The sequence below is a fragment of the Leucobacter rhizosphaerae genome (assembly GCF_022919175.1).
Taxonomy (GTDB): domain Bacteria; phylum Actinomycetota; class Actinomycetes; order Actinomycetales; family Microbacteriaceae; genus Leucobacter; species Leucobacter rhizosphaerae.
This window is the reverse complement of the sequence record NZ_CP095043.1, coordinates 25,537-44,084: the sequence shown is the minus strand read 5'-3', so window position 1 is coordinate 44,084 and position 18,548 is coordinate 25,537. Positions and strand designations below refer to the sequence as shown.

Sequence of the window (18,548 nt, the reverse complement as noted above, 5' to 3'; positions counted from 1 at the left end):
TCCCTTCCGTCCGATTGCGAGCGCGAAGGACCAGCCTATCGGAAACGGCGCGAGCGCTCACGCGGTGCTCGCGCCTCAGGCGGTCGCGGATCCCGGATCCCGACCGCCTGAGGCGCCACACCCGCGTGGGGCGCCGCACCCGCGCGAGCACTGCCGCCGCACAGTGCGCCGCGATCCCGCGCTAGACCCGGAGGTAGCGCGTGATGGCGATCTTCGCCGCGATCGACGACAGGATCACTCCGAGCAGGATCAGCACCGGCGGCACGATCAACGACTGCTCCACCGTGATGTAGCTGGTGAACGGCACCTCGGCGACCAGGAAGTCCTGCACGAAGAACTTCACGATCGCGACCGACGCGGCCCCCGCGAGCACCGCACCGATCAGCGCCGCGATGATGCCCTCCAAGATGAAGGGCGTCTGGATGAACCGGTTCGAGGCGCCCACCAGGCGCATGATCCCGATCTCCCGTCTCCGCGAGTATGCGGACAGGCGGATCGTGGTCGAGATGAGCAGCATCGCCGCGACGAGCATGAGCCCCGCGATCGCGATGGCCGTGTAGCTCGCGACGCCGAGGAACAGGAAGATGCGGTCGAGCAGGCTCCGCTGGTCCGACACGCTCTGCACGCCCGGGATCCCTGCGAACGTCTCCTTGATGATGTCGGAGCGAGACGGGTCGTTGAGCTTGATCCAGAAGGTCTGGTTGAGCTGCTCGGGCTTCGTGATGTCCACGATCGGGTTGCCCTCGAACTGCTTCGTGAACTCCTCGTACGCCTCGTCGTGCGAGACGAAGAAGTAGTCCGCGATGTACGGCTGCAGCGTGTCGGACTGCAGCGCGGCCTCGACCGCCGCGATCTCCTCCTCACCCGCGTCGGTGCCGGCGCACGTGGCGCTCTGATCGAAGTCCGTGCAGAGGTACACCGCGACCTGCGCGCGGTCGTACCAGAAGGTCTTCATCTGCTGCACCTGCAGCTGCATGATGATCGCCGCCCCCACGAAGGTAAGGGAGACGAAGGTCACGAGGATCACCGAGATGACCACCGACATGTTGCGTCGGAGTCCGCTCCAGACCTCTCCGAGTACCAGGCCCACCCTCATCGCACCGGCCCCACATCCGTCTGCTCGTCATCATCTGTTCGGTTGAGCCCCAGGTGCTCCGCGAGATTGCCCGTCTCGGACATGCGCAGCGGATCGAGCGGACTGCGCGGCTCGAGGAACTCGGGGATCCGGCGCTTCGCGGGAGCGTCTGCCCTGCGGGTGTCGTCCAGGTCGTCGTCGCCGAACGGATCCGGCTCCTCGAACACCGACGCCTCGCGGCGGGGCGGTTCGACCGGCTCGGGTGCCGGCACCGCGGGATCCACGGCCGCGCGCGACACGGCGGCCTGCTTCGCCGCGAGGGCCTCCTCCATCGTCGGCACCGCGGCCGCGCCCGCCGGAGCGCCGGCGGCGTCGGGAGCCACCACGGGTGTGCCGTCGGGCTGCAGGGCCGCACGCACCACGGCTTCGCTGGTGCGCAGCACCTGCGCCCCCGCCTCGGAGAGATCCGCGATCGGGATCGAGGCGGTCTCGCCGTAGCCGCCTCGCTGCTCGTCGCGCACGACGATGCCCTGGGACAGCTCGACCACACGCTGCTGCATGATGTCGACGAAGGTCGCCTCGTGCGTCGCCATGACCACGGTGGTGCCGGCGGCGTTGATCGCGCGGAGCAGCTGCATGATGCCGAGGCTGGTCGCGGGATCGAGGTTGCCCGTGGGCTCGTCGGCGAGCAGGATCGCAGGCTTGTTCACGATCGCCCGGGCGATCGCGACGCGCTGCTGTTCACCGCCCGACAGCTCGTGCGGGAACCGCTTCGCCTTGTTGGCGAGGCCCACCATCTCGAGGGTGTCGGGCACCGCCTCCTGGATGAAGCCGCGCGACTTGCCGATCACCTGCAGGGTGAACGCGACGTTGTCGTAGACGGTCTTGTTCGTGAGCAGACGGAAGTCCTGGAACACGGTGCCCAGACTGCGGCGGAAGTACGGAACCTTGCGCGAGGAGATCTTGCTCAGGTCCTGCCCGAGCACGTGGATCTTCCCCGCGCTCGGCTGATCCTCGCGCAGGATCAGCCGCAGGCAGCTCGATTTGCCGGACCCGGAGGCGCCGACGATGAACACGAACTCTCCCCGGTCGACCTGCAGGTCGATACCTTCGAGCGCGGGTTTCGCGGTACCCCGGTACTTTTTGGTGACGTTCTCAAAGAGGATCATGACGCAACGACCTTACGCCCGAACGCTGGGCGAGGGGCGCAGGCGCGCTGAAGCACCTACTGATTCTGAGCGAGTGAGCGCCAGCGGATCCCGGCTGCGATGAATCCGTCGATGTCGCCGTCGAAGACGTTCTGCGGGTTGTTCACCTCGAACTCCGTCCGCAGGTCCTTCACCATCTGGTACGGGGCGAGCACGTAGCTGCGCATCTGGTCGCCCCAGCTCGCGGTGATGTTGCCCGCGAGCTCCTTCTTCTTCGCCGCCTCCTCCTCGCGCTGCAGGATCAGCAGGCGCGCCTGGAGCACGCGCATGGCCGCGGCGCGGTTCTGGATCTGGCTCTTCTCATTCTGCATCGAAACAACGGTGCCGGTCGGAAGGTGCGTGATGCGGACCGCGGAGTCGGTCGTGTTCACCGACTGGCCGCCCGGGCCGCTCGAGCGGTAGACGTCGACGCGGATGTCGTTCTCCGGAATGTCGACGGCTTCGGCCTCGGGCATCAGCGGGATGACCTCGACCGCGGCGAAGCTCGTCTGGCGCTTGCCCGCCGAGTTGAACGGGCTCATGCGCACGAGACGGTGGGTGCCGGCCTCCACCGAGAGCGTGCCGAACGCGTACGGCGAATCGAACTGGATCGTGGTCGACTTGATGCCCGCCTCCTCGGCGTAGCTCGTCTCCATCACGGTGGCGCGGGAGTCGTGCTGCTCCCCCCAGCGGAGGTACATGCGCTGCAGCATCTCGGCGAAGTCGGCGGCGTCCACGCCGCCCGCGCCCGCGCGGATCGTCATCACGGCGGGGTACTCGTCGTACTCCCCCGACAGCATCGTCTGCACCTCGAGCTCCTGGACCAGCGCCTCGATCGCTGCGATCTCCGCCGTCGCCTCGACCGCGGAGTCCTCGTCGTCGGCCTCGACCGCGAGCTCGACGAGCACCTCGAGGTCGTCGAGACGGGAGGCCAGCGACCGCAGCCGCTTGACGCGCGCCTGCCGGTGGCTCAACCCGCTCGTGACCTGCTGGGCGGCCTCGGGGTCGTCCCAGAGGTTGGGCGCGGCGGCGCGCTCCTCCAGTTCGAGGATCTCGCGATCGAGTTTCGGCAGATCCATCACCGCCGCGATGTCGGCGTAGGTGGCGCGGAGCGCGCGGATGCGTGAGCTGAAATCAAGATCGAGCATGATCCTCAACCCTACCCCGCCCGCTGCCCGCGGTGGTGCCCGAGCCTGGGCCCCTGCCTCTCACCGGGACTCGGGCACGGCCCCGTTCAGATCACGGCCCCCGCGCGGACCGGTGCCTCGCCGAGCTCCCCGCTGAGCTGCCACGCGTCGCTGATGCGGCCGATGGCCTCCTCGAGCTCGGGTTCGGGCGCCGAGAACGGCAACCGGACGTACCGCTCGAACGTGCCGGGGCTGCCGAAGCGCGGGCCCGGCACGAGGCGGACCCCGAGCCGCGCGCTCTGCCGGCTGAGGCGCGTGCTCGCGGACTCCCCGAGATCCGCCCACACGCAGACGCCGCCCTCCGCCGGTGACAGCGACCAGCTCGGCAGCAGCGATGACACGCGCTCGGTGAGCACCCGGTGGCGCGCCGTGAGCTGCCGCGTGCGCTCGGAGAGGATCCCGTCGTACTCCTCGAGGGCGAGGCTCGCAACCACCTGCTCCCAGGTGCCCGTGCCCAGATCTCCGATGCGCCGCGTCGTCTCCAGGCGGCCGATCAGGTCGGCGGAGGCGCGGATCCACCCGATCCGGAGCCCGCCCCACACCGTCTTGCCGAGGGACCCCACGGTGATCACCGCATCCTGCTGGTGGCTGTGGTCGGCGAACGCCACGAACGGGGTGATGCTGCGGGCCTGCCGCAGCGACAGCTCCGCCGTCGTCTCGTCGGCGATGACGTAGCTGCCCTGCGCCGTGAGTGTGGCGATGAGCCGGGCCTTGAGCTCCGGCGGCATGGTCATCCCGGTCGGGTTGTGGTGGTCCGGGATCAGGTACGCGAGCCGCGGCGAGGTGCGCATCGCGATCTCCAGCATCCCGGCGGCGTCGTAGCCGTCGGCGCCCACCGGCAGCTCGGCGACGAGCGCTCCGGTGGCCGCGAGCGCCTCCCGGGCGTGCGGGTAGCTCGGCGACTCGATGAGGCTGCGATCCCCGCGGCTGAGGAGGGTACGGGCGATCAGGAAGATCGCGTGCTGCGCGCCGAGTGTCACCATGATCTGATCCGGAGCGGTCGGGATCCCGCGCCGCGTGTACCGCTCCGCGAGGGCGAGTCGCAGCCCCGGGAGGCCCAGGGTGTCGTAGCCGGTGAGGCGGAACGCCTCGGGATGCTCCGCGAGCGCGCGGGCGTTCAGTTCCGCGAGCCCCGTCCACGGCTCCGGACAGGCGCTCGATAGATCGATCCCGGCCTCGCCCCCGCCCGACCACAGGTCGTCGGCGGTGCGTCGTGGCGACCGGATCACCGTGCCCGACCCGCGGCGGGAGACAGCGATGCCGTCCTCCCGCAACCGCTGGTAGCTCGCGCTCACGGTCGTGCGGCTCACCCCGAGCGCCTCCGACAGCGGTCGCTCGGCCGGCAGCACCGCACCGGGGATCACCCTGCCGTCGCGGACCAGCATGCCGATGCTCTCGCTCAGCTCGAGGTAGCTGTGGCCGGAGCCGCGCCAGGTGCCGAGGAGCTCCGTGAGCTTGCGGGCCGAGATGCGCTGAAGGATCATGAGGCCACTGTATGCAGAGTGGCCTCTTGTACGCAAGGCCACTTTGGAGTGGACTGATCACATGACCCGCAGAATCGCTCAGTTGATCCCCGGCCTCCTCCTGTACGGCGTCGCGGACGCGTTCATGATCCGCGCCGCCATCGGCGTGGACCCGTGGACGGTCTTCGCGCAGGGCATGTCGCTGCACACGGGGTTCGGCATCGGGATCCTCACCAACATCATCGGGTTGGCGGTGCTCCTCCTGTGGTGGCCGCTGCGGCAGAAGCCCGGCATCGGCACGATCCTGAACATCCTGCTCGTCGGCCCCGGCATCGAGCTCGGCCTCTGGCTGCTTCCCGCACCCGAGGCGCTGTGGCTCCGGGTCCTGTACTTCACCATCGGGCTCGTCCTCCTGGCCGTCGCGAGCGGGATCTACATCGGCGCCCGGCTCGGCCCGGGGCCGCGCGACGGGCTCATGACCGGGATCCACCTCCGCTTCGGCACGCCGATCTGGATCGGCCGCACCGGCGTCGAACTCACCGTGCTGCTCGTCGGCTGGCTGCTCGGCGGCAACGTCGGCTTCGGCACCCTGGCCTTCGCACTTCTCATCGGTCCGCTGTGCTCCGTGACGCTGCCGCTCTTCGACCGCCGCTGGAGGAACGACGCCCGCGACGCCGGGCAGGCGACGGAACAGCCCCTCCCCGTCGGGTGACAGGAAGGGGCTGCGAGATCTCGCTCCGGGGTCGGCGACCGGCCTAGCGGTCCTCGCCGACCTCCTCGGGGATCTTGTTGTAGCCGGTGACCGGCTGGTTCTCATCGAAGGCCGCGACCTTCCGACGGAACCCGCGGGTGAGCACGAGCAGGTAGATGAACCCGATCCCGCTCCAGATCAGACCGCCGATGAGCGCGTCGATGTGGAGGTTCGCCCACAGCAGGCCGGTCAGCAGCATGCCGATCCCGGGCATCACGATGAAGGTGAAGATGTCGCGCGGCGTCTTGCGGCGGCCCTTGCGGATGGCGAACCACGCGATCACCGAGATGTTCACGAAGGTGAACGCGATGAGGGCGCCATAGTTGATGTACGCCGCGATCATCTCGAGGGTGAAGGACATGGCGAGCAGGCTGATGACACCCGTGAGCACGATGTTGAAGGTCGGGGTGTGCGTCTTCGGGTTGATGTACCCGAAGAACTTCTTCGGCAGCACGCTGTTGCGCCCCATCACGAGCAGCATGCGCGAGACGGAGGCGTGCGACGCGAGGCCCGAGGCGAGCGTGGCGGCGAAGCCCGCCGCGGTCAGGATCGCCTGGAAGACCGGGCCGCCGACCTGCAGGCCGATCTCGGGCAGTGTGCTGTCCTCGATCGCGGCCTCGGGGAACCCGTCGGTCGTCGGGAAGCGCAGCTGCGTGAAGTAGCTCGCCACGAGGAAGATCGCACCGCCGATGACCACCGTCAGGAGGATCGCGCGCGGCATGATCTTGGGAGTCTTGGCCTCCTCCGCGTACATCGTCACCGCGTCGAAGCCGATGAAGGAGAAGCAGACGATGGTGGCGCCCGCGAGGATTGCGGCGAACGTCGCGGAGTCGTTGAAGAACGGCTGGGCCGACGCCAGGGTGCCGGCGCCCTCTCCGCGCAGGAGCTGCGCGATGACCATGACCACAAACACGATCATGACGAAGATCGAGAACACGAGCAGGATCATGTTGATGTTCGAGGTGCCGCGCATCGTGAGGTAGATGATCCCGGTCACAACGACGCAGTAGATGACGACCCAGACGGCGCCCGGCACCTCGGGGAACAGCGCTTCGAGGTAGCTGCGAATGATGAGGCAGTTGACCATCGGGAGGAGCATGTAGTCGATGAGGGCGGTCCAGCCCACCATGAAGCCGACGTTCGGGTGCACGGACTCGCGCACGTAGGTGTAGGCGGATCCCGCGCTCGGGATCGCGCCCGACATCTTGCCGTAGCTCACCGCGGTGAAGATCATGACGACGAGGGCCATGAGGTAGGCGGCGGGAACGACGTTGCCCGTGTCGCGGGAGACGAGGCCGAAGGTGTCGAACACCACGGTCGGCGTCATATAGCCGAGGCCGAGGCCGACGATGGCGAGAAGCCCGAGGTTCCGCTTCAGGCTGGCGCCCTTCGCGATGGCTGGTGCAGTCATGTATCTCTCCTAGAAATGGAGTCCACGTGGGGCGGGGCGTCATTGCTCCGACGTGCCGTGGAACGTGAGCGCTGTTGCTCACAAGGGTCTATATTGCACCCGCCGTGCCTCGCGCGCAAATGCCGCGCAGGGGTCAAAATGGATTCATGGACATCGCCTCCCTGGTCGACGTCTTCCCCCTGACGCGCGGCGGCGGCGCGTTCTTCATCGCGATCGGATTCGGGATCCTCGTCGGCTCCTTCGGGTCGCGCACCTTCCGGATCGTGTGCCTCATCGCCGGTGCGGCGCTCGGGGTCGCCGCGATGGCCGTCGGCGGCGCGACGAAGGTGATCTCCACTTCCTCACCCTCGGCGCGGCCATGATCTGGCTGAGCGTGCAGGAGGCCCCACGCACCGCGGGGTGGGGCGTCTCGGGCTCCGTGCCCGATCCGCCCCACCCCGCGATTTCCGCAGACGCCGTACGACTACTGCCGCGCCAGGCGCTTCTGCTTGGTGATCCGCACCACCTGCACCACGATCACCAGGATGATCGCCCCGATGAACACCATCGAGGCCAGCACGTTCGCCTGCGCGGGCACGCCGCGCAGCGCCGAGGTGTAGATGAACTTCGGGAACGTGTTCGCGGTGCCTGAGTTGAAGTTCGTGATGATGAAGTCGTCGAACGACAGCGCGAAGCTCAGGAGCGCCGCACCGATGATGCCCGGCATGAGCATCGGCAGGGTGATCCGCCAGAAGACCTGACCGGGTGACGCGTAGAGATCCCGCCCCGCCTCCTCGATCGCGGGGTTCAGGCTCGCCACCCGGGCCTTCACCGCGACCACGACGTACGAGATGCAGAACATCGTGTGCGCCAGGATGACGGTGCCGATCCCCTTCTCCACCCCGGCCAGCAGGAACTGGGCAGCGAGGCCCGCGCCGAGCACGACCTCGGGGGTCGCCATGGGCGTGAAGAGCAGCAGGCTGATCGTCGACCGGAACTTGAAACGGTAGCGCACGAGGGCGATGGCGATCGCACTGCCGAGCACCGTCGCGATGATCGTCGCCACCACGCCGATGAGGATGCTGTTGCCGAAGGCCTGGCAGACGTTCGGCGCACCGCAGGGGTTCGTCCAGTTGTCGAGCGTGAACCCGCGCCAGGTGATGTTGTTGCGCCCCGCGTCGTTGAACGAGAACGCGATGACGTAGAAGATCGGGAGCAACAGATAGATGAGGGCGACGGAGGCGACGACGGGGACGAAGGCCTTGCCGAGACTGAAGTGCTTCACAGCAGGTCCTCCGTTCCGCTCCGGCGCACGTAGGTCGCCACGATCACCAGGATGATCGCCATCAAGATGATCGAGAGGGTCGCCGCGAGCGGGTAGTTCTGCGTCTGCAGGAAGCTCGCCTCGATCACGTTGCCGATCATGGGGGTGCTCGTCGAACCGAGGAACTCGCGCGACGCGTTCACGTAGTCGCCCGACATCGGGATGAAGCTGAGCAGCGTGCCCGACACCACGCCCGGCATCGACAGCGGCAGCGTGACTTTGCGGAACGTCGTGACCGGCGACGCGTAGAGGTCTGATCCTGCCTCTACGAGCCGCAGGTCGAGCTGCTGCAGCGACGCGAAGATCGGTAGCGTCATGAACGGGATGAAGTTGTACGTGAGGCCGAAGATCACGGAGAAGTCGGTGCCGATCACCTCGCTCGGCAGGATCTGCTTCCACGCGAGGGTGCGCAGCAGGAAGCTGATGAAGAACGGCGCGATGACCAGGATCAGCGCGAGTCCCTGCAGCATGGGGTACGGCCGCAGACGCACCCCGATGAGGTAGGCCAGCGGGTAGCTGATGATCAGGCCGGCGATCGTCGCGATGACGGCGTACACGAAGGAGCGCAGGATGTGCGGCCAGTACTCCTGGATCGCCGCGGCGTAGTTGGAGAACTGGAAGGCGGCGACGTAGTCGCCGATGCCGCCGGTGTCCGCGGGCGCCTGGAGCGAGGTGATCACCAGTTGGATGAAGGGCGCCAGGAAAAACAGGAGCATGTAGGCGATGCCGGGTGCGAGCAGGATGAGCGCGGTCCACGACCGTTTCCTGGGTGCGTGCGGGGCCGCTGCGGCCGTGGCCGAGAAGGCGGTGAATGCCATGGTCGGCCCCTACTCCGCGAGCGCTGCCTGCGCGGCGATCGCGCGCGTGGAGAAGTCGGTCGCCAGAGCGCCCGTGCCGGTCGGGTCGTCCTCGAGGCCGAAGGTGTGCTCGGCGAGCCAGCTCACCCACACCTCCTGCCCGAGCGAGGCGACGGGCCCCGCTTCGACGTTCTGCGCGAACACCTGCACTGCGCCGAAGAGTTCCGACTCGATCGTGTACTGGGTGCTCACGCCGATGAAGGCGACGTCGGTGATGCGGGCCGGGCCGAGCACGTTGACGCCCGGGGCCTCCGTCGGCGCAGCGGTGTGCAGGCGGAGCTTCTCCGGCCGCACGCCGATCGTCATGCTGCCGCTGTCCTTCGCGCTGCGCGCGCGAGGCACGGAGATCCGGTGCCCCTGCAGGTCCGTGTGCAGCACCTGGTCGGTGCTGCCCGAGACGGTGACCTGGAAGAGGTTCGACTGCCCGAGGAAGTTCGCGACGAAGACGGTGCGCGGGAGTTCGTACAGCTCCTCCGGTGCGCCGAGCTGCTCGATCCGTCCCTTGTTCATGACCGCGACAGTGTCGGCCATGGTCATGGCCTCCTCCTGGTCGTGGGTGACGTGCAGGAAGGTCAGGCCGACCTCGTGCTGGATCTCCTTGAGCTCGTGCTGCATCTGCCGCCGGAGCTTCAGGTCGAGCGCGCCGAGCGGCTCGTCGAGGAGGAGCAGCGCGGGCCGGTTCACGACGGCACGGGCGAGCGCGACGCGCTGCTGCTGGCCGCCCGAGAGCTGCGAGGGCTTGCGATCGCCGATGTGGTCGAGCTCGACGAGCTTCAGCGCCTCTTTCGCCTTCTCCACCGGGCTCCCGATGCCGCGGCGGCGCAGACCGAACGCGACGTTCTCCAGGATCGACATGTGCGGGAAGAGCGCGTAGGACTGGAAGACCGTGTTCACCTGCCGCTTATGCGGCTTGAGGTTCGTCACGTCGGTGCCGCCGATGAGGATCTTGCCCGCGGTGGGATCCTCGAGCCCCGCGACGAGCCGCAACGTGGTCGTCTTGCCGCAGCCGGAGGGGCCGAGGAGCGCGAAGAACGACCCCGCGGGAATGTTGAGGTCGAGGTTGTCGACCGCGGTGAACCCCGGGTACCGCTTCTCGATCCCGACGAGTGCGAGATCGGCGCCGGCCTCGGCGAAGACTTCTGGATTCGTCATGGTCAGAGGCCCAGCACCTTCGAGAACGCCTCCGTGTACTTCTTGTCCTCCTGCGGCGTCAGCGTGCGGAAGCCGTGGAGGCGACTGTTCATGTCGTCGTCCGGGAAGATGAAGGGGTTGTCGACCTGCTCGGGGTTGATCGCCTCCATCGCCTCGCGTGCACCCTCGACGGGGGTGACGAACCAGACGTAGTCGGCGACCTGGGCCGCGATCTCGGGCTCGTAGTAGAAGTTGATGAGGTCCTCGACGAGCTCCTTGTTCTCGGGCGTCGTGCCGTTGGGGACCGTGAACGAGTCGGCGGTGATCACGCCGCCGGACTCGGGCACCTCGAGCGTCCAGCGCTCGCCCTGCTCGGAGTTCAGGATCGCAATGTCACCGGTCCACGCGATCGCGGCGAGGGTGGTGTCCGTCTCGAGATCCTGGGTGTACGAGTTGCCCTTGAGCTGCGCGACCTGGCCGCTCTTGATCGCGTCGTCGAGCCAGGCGAGCGCCGCGTCGAACTCGGGATCGCCCCACTCGCCGCTGATGTCGGTGCCGAGGCCCTGCATGATGATGCCCATCGTGTCGCGCATCTCCGTCAGCATGCCGACCTTGCCCTTCAGCTCGGGGCGCAGGAAGTCGTCGATGGTCTTGATGCCGTCCGGCACCGCCTCCGTGTTCCAGACCACACCCGATGCCGGGGCCTGCCAGGGCATCGTGTACTTGCGGCCGGGGTCCACGTCGAGGCTGTCGCGGAGGTTCGCGAGCAGGTTCTTCGTGTTCGGCATGCGGCTCGCGTCGAGCTCCTGCACCTGGCCGTCCTGGATCAGGCGGCCGTTCATCCAGTCGGTGAGGGTGATCGTGTCGTAGCCCGTGTTCTGTCCGAGCTGCAGCTGATCCTTGATCTTGCCGTAGAAGGTGTTGTTGTCGTCGATGTCCTCGATGTAGTCGACGCTGATGTTCGTCTGCGCCATGAACTCATCGAGGGTCGGCCAAGTCTGCGTATCCTCGTTGAAATCGAGGTAGTAGGTCCAGTTGCCCCACACGATGGATCCAGCGGAACCGTCGCCCTGCTCCACCGAGCCGCCGCCCCCGCCACCGCCGCAGGCGCTGAGTGCGAGGGTGCCCGCTCCCGCGGCTCCCACTGCCGCCCCGCGCAGGAGCGCCCGGCGATTCATCTGGGCCCCCCGCATCAGGTCGATGATGTTGCGGACGATCGGATCTTCGGGCATCTGTCGGACCACAGGGGGCCTCCTCGTGTGACGTCGGATATCCGGCAGAGGCCTCTGGCTCCCCTGCCAAATCGGTGGTTCGAATATTTCATACATTCCCAGAGGTTCACAACAGTCCGGGCCCGCGGACGCCGATTCTTCACACAACAGTTACGGAACCGAATTCCGCATCGTTCCGCGGGTGCAGCGTGCTCCCCTGGTCGATCCCGAACCCGGTCGGCCACCCATGATTCACCTCCAAGGATGCTGATACAGACCGAATTCACCCTGACTATCTTCGGATTCCTTTGCCTTTTCATGCTTTGACTGCCAGAATCGGTGGCGTGAGCAACAAGCGAAGCACGCTGGCCCTCGACACCACGTCGAAGGCGATCATCGAGCAACTCCAGCTGGATGGCCGCCGTTCGTACGCGGAGATCGGGAAGGCGGTCGGTCTCAGCGAGGCCGCCGTCCGTCAGCGTGTGCAGAAGCTCACGGATGCCGGCGTCATGCAGATCGTTGCCGTGACGGACCCCATGCGCCTCGGCTTCAGCCGTCAGGCCATGCTCGGCATTCGCGTTTCTGGTGACACCAGGGTCGTCGCGGACCAGCTCGCCGAGATGCCGGAGATCAGTTACGTCGTGCTCAGCGCGGGGTCCTTCGACATCATGGTGGAGATCGTCTGCGAAGACGACGACGCCCTCATCGAGGTGCTGAACGAGAAGATTCGTGCGCTCAGCGGTGTCGCCTCCACGGAGACATTCGTCTACCTCCAACTCAAAAAACAAAAATACGACTGGGGAACAAGATAACCATGTCCTACGATCCCACCGCAGCTGTCGATACGGCTGCCCTCCAGGCCTCTGCCAAGCAGCATATGTGGCCGCACTTCACCAACCGCAAGGTGCTCAACGACGGTATCCCCGTCATCACCCGCGCCGAGGGCCACCACATCTACGATGCCGCCGGCAAGCAGTACATCGACGGCCTCGCGGGCCTCTTCGTCGTGAACGCCGGCCACGGCCGCGATCGCATCGTCGAAGCCGCTGCGAAGCAGATGAAGCAGCTCGACTTCATGCCGATCTGGTCCTACGCGCACCCCGCTGCCGTGGAGCTCTCCGAGCGCCTCTCCAGCTACGCGCCCGGCCAGATGAACAAGGTCTTCTTCACCACCGGTGGTGGCGAGGCAGTCGAGTCGGCGTTCAAGCTGGCGAAGCACTACTGGAAGATCCAGGGCAAGCCGATGAAGCACAAGGTCATCTCCCGCTCGGTCGCCTACCACGGCACCCCGCAGGGCGCACTGGCCATCACCGGTATCCCCGACATGAAGAAGTTCTACGAGCCCCTCACCCCGGGCGGCCACCGCGTGCCGAACACGAACTTCTACCGCGCCGAGGAGATGGGCGCTCCCTCCGACGACCTCGAGGCCTTCGGCCAGTGGGCCGCGAACCGCATCGAAGAGGCGATCCTCTTCGAGGGCCCCGACACGATCGCGGCCGTGTTCCTTGAGCCGGTACAGAACTCGGGCGGCTGCTTCCCGCCTCCCCCCGGATACTTCAAGCGCGTGCGCGAGATCTGCGACCAGTACGACGTGCTGCTCGTCTCGGACGAGGTCATCTGCGCCTACGGCCGCATCGGCGACTTCTTCGCGTCGAAGGCGCTCGGCTACGAGCCCGACATCATCACGTCGGCGAAGGGCATCACCTCGGGCTACGTGCCCCTCGGTGCCATGATCGTCAGCGACAAGGTGTCGGAGCCGTTCAACTCGGTCGAGAACACGTTCTACCACGGCTTCACGTTCGCCGGTCACCCGGCGGCTGCGGCTGCGGCGCTCGCGAACTTCGACATCTTCGAGGAGGAGGACCTCAACGGCCGCGTGCGCGAGAACAGCCCGCTGTTCCGCGCCGAGCTCGAGAAGCTGCTCGACATCGATATCGTCGGTGACGTGCGCGGTGAAGGCTACTTCTTCGGCATCGAGCTCGTCAAGGACAAGGCGACCAAGGAGACCTTCAACGAGGAGGAGTCGGATCGACTGCTCCGCGACTACCTCTCCCCCGCTCTGTGGGAGGCCGGCCTGTACTGCCGCGCCGACGACCGGGGAGACCCCGTCATCCAGCTCGCTCCGCCGCTGACCATCGGTCCGGCAGAGTTCGCAGAAATCGGCGGGATCCTGCGCAGCGTGCTGAAGGACGCTTCGTCGAAGATCTAGTCTGAGTGCGTTGGTGGCCCGTCCCCGGTTGGGGCGGGCCACTGGTGCGTGTGGGGGTGTGTTTGGGGTGTTGGGTGCGGGCGCGGCGCTCCGGCCCCCGCGCCCATCGCACCCATCGCGCTCCGGCCCCGCGCCTCCACGCGCTCCGGCCCCGCGCCTCCACGCGCTCCGGCCCCGCGCCTCCACCCGCCCCGCGCCAATCATTCCGGAAATCTCACACATTCAGGCCCCAATCGCGCCGCGGCCACCTGCATGATTGATTCTTCCTGCATGTGTGCCGGCTTCGACTTGTGTGACTTCCGAGAGCCCCTGAGCGACCGCCTGCAGAATGAGATCCTGCACCTCGTGCCAGTGCTCCATCACCTGCACGTACCCCACCCGAATCACGTGGTATCCGTTGAGGACGAGCTGCGCATCGTGACGGATGTCCGACGTGCGTTGCACCCCGACATGTGTCCCGCCGTCGATCTGCACGACCAGCCGATCTCCGATCAGCACGTCGACGTGGTGCCCGAGGATCCACGTCTGCACGCGCAAGCGGAGGCCCAAACGCATCAATCTGCGCACGACGAGCGATTCGAGTCCCGAGTCCGCGAACAGGTTCGCGACGCGGGCGAGGTCTCGAGCGACCCCGACAAGCGGCAGCCGTTGCAGGACCGCCTTCGTGACGAGTCCGGCCTTGAGCGCGGACTCCCACGTGGCTTGAGCGTCCTCCACTGGAAGGCATCGGGCGACGTTCGCCAGAACGTTGACGATGGAGTCTCCCAGGTCCCGAGGATCTCGCGTGACGACGGGACGGCTCCAGTGGAGCTGCAGCTCTGACAGGTGCGCGGGCTTCCTCGCGTGCGGCGGCATTGCCAGATGCAGTTCAGAGGGAGGGACCGTGACCCAGAGGCCCAGTCGACGGGCTTGGGTGACACACGTGAGGTGACCACCGCACAGGGCCGCCGCTCTGAGCTCGGGATCCGATCCGGGAACCGCCAACCAGCCCTGGCGCAGGCGCTCCAACTCGCCTTGCGCGCACATCGCCCGAATCGTCCGGTAACTGAACCCGGCCTCGACGAGCACCCGCGACGGGATCACTCCTCCCCATGCGTTGACGTACGGTTCGAGGTTCACAGGGCAAGCATGCCTCAGACCTGGACGCGGTCTCCGTTGTCCACAGAACACGTCGCAGGTCGCAGCGGGCGGCCTGGATGTGAGCGGAGATCCGGCGCGTGCTCGGTGGTCGATCACTCAGGAGATGTCACGCATGCAGGAGGCCCCGCCCGTGGCGCACCCTGCATGAGTGATTTCTCCGAGGTGTTGAGCGGCGGATGCGCTTGCTACGCTTCGGGCATGAGCTCCTCAGACTCGCAGCCCCCGGTCCAGCCGCAGCAGCCGACCCCTCAGCCCACGCCGCCTCAGCACCAACCGCACCCTCACCAAGCGCAGCCCCAGCAGCCATTCGGCCAGCCGCAGTCGCCTCAGCACCCTCAGCAGCCGCACCAGCCATTCGCTCAGCACCCTCAGCCTCAGTACGCGCCGTACGCCGCGCCCGGGCTCGCATCCGCACATGCCCCGACCGTCCGTACCAACGTGCTCGGTCTCGTGGCGCTCGCGCTCCTCGCGCTGGACACCCTCTTCGCCGCGTTCACCCCGTTCCTGTACCGCACGGCAACGGACAACTTCGCTGCGGTGTCCGCGTCGATCACGGTCGTGCACCTGCTGCTCCTGCTCGCCGCGCTCGGACTCGCGATCGCCGGCGTCATCCAGCGCGGTGCTGATCGCTTCCGCTGGGCCGCCGTCGGGTCCCTCGTCGCCGGTGGGTTCGGCCTCGTCGGCATGCTCCTCAACCTCTTCACCGGCTGGGTGTCGTCCTTCATGTACTGGTAGACGAGATCCGGCCGAGCCGGCACCAGGTCCAGACGCAGGGACCCGGACACACCAGCTCCGGACACACGAAAGCCCCCCACCAGACGGTGAGGGGCTTTCGTGTCAGTGTCGAAAAACTAGCGACGCAGACCCAGGCGCTCGATGAGCGAGCGGTAGCGGGTGATGTCGACGTCCTGGAGGTAGCCCAGGAGACGACGACGCTGACCGACGAGCAGCAGCAGACCACGACGCGAGTGGTGATCGTGCTTGTGCTCCTTGAGGTGCTCCGTCAGATCCTTGATCCGCTGGGTGAGCATCGCAACCTGCACCTCGGGGGAGCCGGTATCGCCGGGCTTCGTCGCGTACTCATCGATGATCGCCTTCTTGACCTCTGCGGGCAATGCCATAGTGGTCCCCTTTCATTTGCTGCGCGGCGCCGTCAGCGGGATGCTGGAGCTCTCTTTATCCGCGGCCGTTGTCACGGCAACCTCAATATCTTAGCACTCTCCGCGAATCCCATCGAATCGAATGCTCCGGATCGGGATCCGGACGCAGATTCTGCAGGAAAAATGGCCGACGTCATCATCTGGAAACAGTCTGGTGATGCTCGGGTCACGCTTCGGAGACGGTCCAGAAACAGCCCGGACAGACACTGTTCTCACGACCTCGACGTGCCGGACTCGTCGATTCGCCCAGCCAGGGGTCCTGAGAGAAAGGATGGCTCCGCATGGAAGCCACAGATGTTTGGACACTCGCGAGCAGCGCGCTCGTGCTCATCATGACGCCGGGGCTCGCGCTCTTCTACGGCGGTCTCGTCCGAGTTCGCTCGGTCGTCAACATGATGCTCTTCAGCGTCAGCGCCATGGGCGTCGTCGGGGTCCTCTGGATCCTCTTCGGCTACAGCATGAGCTACTTCGCGGACGGCGAGAGCGGCTTCGCCGGCAGCCCGTTCAAGGAATTCGGTCTGCTCGCCACGGATCCCGCCGACTTCATCGGCATCGGATTCGGCGCGGTCTTCGCCATGATCACCACGGCGCTCATCTCCGGCGCGATCGCCGATCGTGTCGGCCTCGGCTCCTGGGTGCTCTTCTCGGGCGTGTGGGCCACGCTCGTCTACTTCCCCGTCGCGGCCTGGGTCTGGGGCGGCGGCTGGATCTCCCAGCTCGGCACCTGGCTCGGCACACCCGAGGTCATTGACCTCGCGGGTGGCACGGCGATCCACATCAACGCGGGTGCGGCAGCCCTCGCCCTCGCGATCGTCGCCGGCAAGCGCCGTGGATTCGGTCCGGGATCCCACAAGCCCCACAGCGTTCCGCTCGTCACCATCGGCGCCGCACTGCTCTGGTTCGGCTGGATCGGCTTCAACGCCGGGCTCGCCACCGAGGTCGGTGAGGCCGGACTCATCCTCGTGAACACGCTCGGCGCTCCCGCCGCCGGCATCATCGGCTGGATCGTGACCGACGTCATCCGCGGCCGGAAGCCCGGTGTCATCGGCGCCGCCTCGGGTGCCATCGCGGGTCTCGTGGCGATTACCCCGGCTGCCGCGAACCTCTCGCCCCTCTGGGCGCTGCTGCTCGGTCTGATCGCCGGTGCCGCCTGCGCCGTCGCGATCGACCTCAAGTACCGCTTGGGCTACGACGACTCCCTCGACGTCGTCGGTCTGCACCTCGTCGCCGGTGTCATCGGCACGCTCTACCTCGGCTTCTTCGCCTTCGAGGACGGCCTGTTCGTGGGCGGCAACGGCGGTCTGCTGCTGGTCCAGGCCATCTCGGTCTTCGGCGTCATGATCTACTCCTTCGTGGTATCGCTGATCATCGCGCTGGTGGTGAAGATGCTCACGGGGCTGCGAGTCCCGACGCAGGTCGAGGAGGAGGGCATCGACACCTTCGCCCACGGCGAGGAGGCATACGACTACCTGCCCGACTCCGGCGCCACCGAGGCCGTCGCCGGTCCGATCCGCTCCGGAAGCGCCGAGCCCGTGGGGGCCGGTCGTTAGTCGCTCACAATCGCGGTTGTAGCACCCGATGAACGGGGTGTGGGGATCCTCCCGCACCCCGTTTGTCATGCCCGGTAGTCTCGAGGCATGAGCACCGACACGCACACGTCTCCTCAGCAACTCGCCGCCCTGGCCCAGACCATCGCCCGGACCGCCGGAGCCCGGATCCTCGAGCTGCGCGCAGCCGGTGTCACCGTCGCTGCGACGAAGTCCAGCATCGTCGACATGGTCACGGAGGCGGACCGGGCGTGTGAGCAGCTCATCGTGGAGGCACTCCGCGAAGCCCGACCCGACGACGGCATCCTCGGCGAAGAGGGCACGGGGATCGAGGGCACGAGCGGGATTACCTGGGTGCTCGACCCCATCGACGGCACCACCAACTACCTGTACGACCTGCCCGCGTACGCCGTAAGCATCGCCGCGACGGTGGAGGATCCGACGGCCTTCGCCGACGGCCGGCGCGGGATCGCCGCTGCCGTGTACAGCCCACGGTCCGACGAGATGTTCGACGCCTGGCAGGGCGGCGGTGCCCGGCGCAACGGCGAGCCGATCCGGATCTCGGGCAACCTCGACCTGGCGACCTCGCTCATCGGAACAGGGTTCGGCTACACGGTCGAACGCAAGCTCGAGCAGCTGGAACTCCTGCAGCGGGTGCTCCCCCGGGTGCGCGATATCCGACGCATCGGATCCGCGGCCTACGACCTCTGCATGACCGCGGCGGGCCGGCTCGATGCCTTCTATGAAAAGGGCCTCCAACCCTGGGACTACGCCGGGGCGGCACTCATCGCCGTGGAGGCGGGGGCCGAGATCGTCGGACTCGACGAGGCCACCCCGCCGGGAGAACCATTGATGTTCGTCGGGCACCCCGAGATCGTGCGCACCCTGCGCGACGTGGTGCTCGGCCGCGAGTAGG

The 18,548-nt window shown here is 67.1% G+C and carries 18 protein-coding genes; 7 read left to right on the top strand and 11 right to left on the bottom strand.

What is annotated here, in order from left to right; genetic code table 11:
• Positions 1-181: 181 nt before the first annotated feature.
• The 4 genes from ftsX to yczR all read right to left on the bottom strand — a co-directional run bounded on the left by ftsX (position 182) and on the right by yczR (position 4,933).
• A complete protein-coding gene (gene ftsX / locus MUN76_RS00220) occupies positions 182-1,096 on the bottom strand; it encodes a permease-like cell division protein FtsX (RefSeq protein ID WP_244686101.1) in 915 nt (304 codons plus the stop codon).
• Positions 1,093-2,244 (bottom strand): cell division ATP-binding protein FtsE, encoded by a 1,152-nt coding sequence (ftsE, locus tag MUN76_RS00215; protein ID WP_244686099.1) that lies wholly within the window; start codon positions 2,242-2,244, stop codon positions 1,093-1,095. Before ftsE ends, ftsX begins: the two co-directional genes overlap by 4 nt.
• Positions 2,245-2,300: 56 nt before the next feature.
• Positions 2,301-3,410 (bottom strand): peptide chain release factor 2, encoded by a 1,110-nt coding sequence (prfB, locus tag MUN76_RS00210; RefSeq protein WP_244686098.1) that lies wholly within the window; start codon positions 3,408-3,410, stop codon positions 2,301-2,303.
• 86 nt (positions 3,411-3,496) lie between these two features.
• Positions 3,497-4,933, bottom strand: coding sequence for a MocR-like transcription factor YczR (yczR, locus tag MUN76_RS00205; protein WP_244686096.1), 1,437 nt, complete (start codon positions 4,931-4,933; stop codon positions 3,497-3,499).
• A gap of 61 nt (positions 4,934-4,994) precedes the next feature.
• Here yczR and yczE point away from each other — a divergent pair, with 61 nt between their 5' ends.
• Positions 4,995-5,624, top strand: coding sequence for a membrane protein YczE (gene yczE, locus MUN76_RS00200; protein WP_244686095.1), 630 nt, complete (start codon positions 4,995-4,997; stop codon positions 5,622-5,624).
• A 43-nt stretch (positions 5,625-5,667) separates the two neighbouring features.
• On the opposite strand, the gene MUN76_RS00195 is transcribed toward yczE, so the two are convergent.
• Positions 5,668-7,074 carry an APC family permease gene (locus tag MUN76_RS00195; RefSeq protein ID WP_244686094.1) on the bottom strand — a complete coding sequence of 469 codons (1,407 nt, stop codon included), beginning with the start codon at positions 7,072-7,074 and terminating at the stop codon, positions 5,668-5,670.
• 146 nt (positions 7,075-7,220) lie between these two features.
• On the opposite strand from MUN76_RS00195, the gene MUN76_RS00190 reads away from it, so the two are divergent.
• On the top strand, positions 7,221-7,436 hold the full coding sequence (locus MUN76_RS00190; protein WP_244686093.1) for a hypothetical protein: 216 nt from the start codon (positions 7,221-7,223) through the stop codon (positions 7,434-7,436).
• A 101-nt stretch (positions 7,437-7,537) separates the two neighbouring features.
• Here the strand turns inward: MUN76_RS00190 and MUN76_RS00185 are convergent, their stop codons facing one another.
• Genes MUN76_RS00185 through MUN76_RS00170 form a run of 4 tightly spaced genes read right to left on the bottom strand, consistent with a single transcriptional unit; the run spans position 7,538 to position 11,609 of the window.
• Positions 7,538-8,338, bottom strand: coding sequence for an ABC transporter permease (locus MUN76_RS00185; RefSeq protein WP_244686081.1), 801 nt, complete (start codon positions 8,336-8,338; stop codon positions 7,538-7,540).
• On the bottom strand, positions 8,335-9,195 hold the full coding sequence (locus tag MUN76_RS00180) for an ABC transporter permease (RefSeq protein WP_244686079.1): 861 nt from the start codon (positions 9,193-9,195) through the stop codon (positions 8,335-8,337). The genes MUN76_RS00185 and MUN76_RS00180 overlap by 4 nt, the downstream gene beginning before the upstream one ends.
• 9 nt (positions 9,196-9,204) lie before the next feature.
• Positions 9,205-10,386, bottom strand: a complete 1,182-nt coding sequence (locus MUN76_RS00175) for an ABC transporter ATP-binding protein (RefSeq protein WP_244686077.1) — start codon at positions 10,384-10,386, stop codon at positions 9,205-9,207.
• Between the two features lie 2 nt (positions 10,387-10,388).
• Complete coding sequence (locus tag MUN76_RS00170) at positions 10,389-11,609, bottom strand: ABC transporter substrate-binding protein (RefSeq protein WP_244686074.1); 1,221 nt, start codon at positions 11,607-11,609, stop codon at positions 10,389-10,391.
• 311 nt (positions 11,610-11,920) lie between these two features.
• On the opposite strand from MUN76_RS00170, the gene MUN76_RS00165 reads away from it, so the two are divergent.
• Both MUN76_RS00165 and MUN76_RS00160 read left to right on the top strand, forming a co-directional pair.
• Positions 11,921-12,388, top strand: coding sequence for an Lrp/AsnC family transcriptional regulator (locus MUN76_RS00165; RefSeq protein ID WP_244686073.1), 468 nt, complete (start codon positions 11,921-11,923; stop codon positions 12,386-12,388).
• A gap of 2 nt (positions 12,389-12,390) precedes the next feature.
• Positions 12,391-13,785, top strand: a complete 1,395-nt coding sequence (locus tag MUN76_RS00160) for an aspartate aminotransferase family protein (protein ID WP_244686071.1) — start codon at positions 12,391-12,393, stop codon at positions 13,783-13,785.
• A gap of 222 nt (positions 13,786-14,007) precedes the next feature.
• Here the strand turns inward: MUN76_RS00160 and MUN76_RS00155 are convergent, their stop codons facing one another.
• A complete protein-coding gene (locus MUN76_RS00155; RefSeq protein WP_244686069.1) occupies positions 14,008-14,853 on the bottom strand; it encodes an endonuclease domain-containing protein in 846 nt (281 codons plus the stop codon).
• A gap of 510 nt (positions 14,854-15,363) precedes the next feature.
• Here MUN76_RS00155 and MUN76_RS00150 point away from each other — a divergent pair.
• Complete coding sequence (locus MUN76_RS00150; protein ID WP_244686068.1) at positions 15,364-15,660, top strand: hypothetical protein; 297 nt, start codon at positions 15,364-15,366, stop codon at positions 15,658-15,660.
• Between the two features lie 116 nt (positions 15,661-15,776).
• Here the strand turns inward: MUN76_RS00150 and rpsO are convergent, their stop codons facing one another.
• Entirely contained in the window at positions 15,777-16,046 is a 270-nt protein-coding gene (gene rpsO, locus MUN76_RS00145) for a 30S ribosomal protein S15 (protein ID WP_244686066.1), read from the bottom strand.
• 320 nt (positions 16,047-16,366) lie between these two features.
• On the opposite strand from rpsO, the gene MUN76_RS00140 reads away from it, so the two are divergent.
• Together MUN76_RS00140 and MUN76_RS00135 are read left to right on the top strand one after the other, a co-directional pair.
• Complete coding sequence (locus tag MUN76_RS00140; RefSeq protein ID WP_244686064.1) at positions 16,367-17,635, top strand: ammonium transporter; 1,269 nt, start codon at positions 16,367-16,369, stop codon at positions 17,633-17,635.
• Positions 17,636-17,722: 87 nt separating this feature from the next.
• A complete protein-coding gene (locus MUN76_RS00135) occupies positions 17,723-18,547 on the top strand; it encodes an inositol monophosphatase family protein (RefSeq protein ID WP_244686062.1) in 825 nt (274 codons plus the stop codon).
• Position 18,548: the final 1 nt, after the last annotated feature.

Excerpts from the sequence above, each read along its gene's own strand:
- ftsX (WP_244686101.1), bottom strand. The coding sequence starts at position 1,096 with ATGAGGGTGGGCCTGGTACTCGGAGAGGTCTGGAGCGGACTCCGACGC.
- ftsE (WP_244686099.1), bottom strand. The coding sequence starts at position 2,244 with ATGATCCTCTTTGAGAACGTCACCAAAAAGTACCGGGGTACCGCGAAA.
- prfB (WP_244686098.1), bottom strand. The coding sequence starts at position 3,410 with ATGCTCGATCTTGATTTCAGCTCACGCATCCGCGCGCTCCGCGCCACC.
- yczR (WP_244686096.1), bottom strand. The coding sequence starts at position 4,933 with ATGATCCTTCAGCGCATCTCGGCCCGCAAGCTCACGGAGCTCCTCGGC.
- yczE (WP_244686095.1), top strand. The coding sequence starts at position 4,995 with ATGACCCGCAGAATCGCTCAGTTGATCCCCGGCCTCCTCCTGTACGGC.
- MUN76_RS00195 (WP_244686094.1), bottom strand. The coding sequence starts at position 7,074 with ATGACTGCACCAGCCATCGCGAAGGGCGCCAGCCTGAAGCGGAACCTC.
- MUN76_RS00190 (WP_244686093.1), top strand. The coding sequence starts at position 7,221 with ATGGACATCGCCTCCCTGGTCGACGTCTTCCCCCTGACGCGCGGCGGC.
- MUN76_RS00180 (WP_244686079.1), bottom strand. The coding sequence starts at position 9,195 with ATGGCATTCACCGCCTTCTCGGCCACGGCCGCAGCGGCCCCGCACGCA.
- MUN76_RS00175 (WP_244686077.1), bottom strand. The coding sequence starts at position 10,386 with ATGACGAATCCAGAAGTCTTCGCCGAGGCCGGCGCCGATCTCGCACTC.
- MUN76_RS00160 (WP_244686071.1), top strand. The coding sequence starts at position 12,391 with ATGTCCTACGATCCCACCGCAGCTGTCGATACGGCTGCCCTCCAGGCC.
- rpsO (WP_244686066.1), bottom strand. The coding sequence starts at position 16,046 with ATGGCATTGCCCGCAGAGGTCAAGAAGGCGATCATCGATGAGTACGCG.
- MUN76_RS00140 (WP_244686064.1), top strand. The coding sequence starts at position 16,367 with ATGGAAGCCACAGATGTTTGGACACTCGCGAGCAGCGCGCTCGTGCTC.
- MUN76_RS00135 (WP_244686062.1), top strand. The coding sequence starts at position 17,723 with ATGAGCACCGACACGCACACGTCTCCTCAGCAACTCGCCGCCCTGGCC.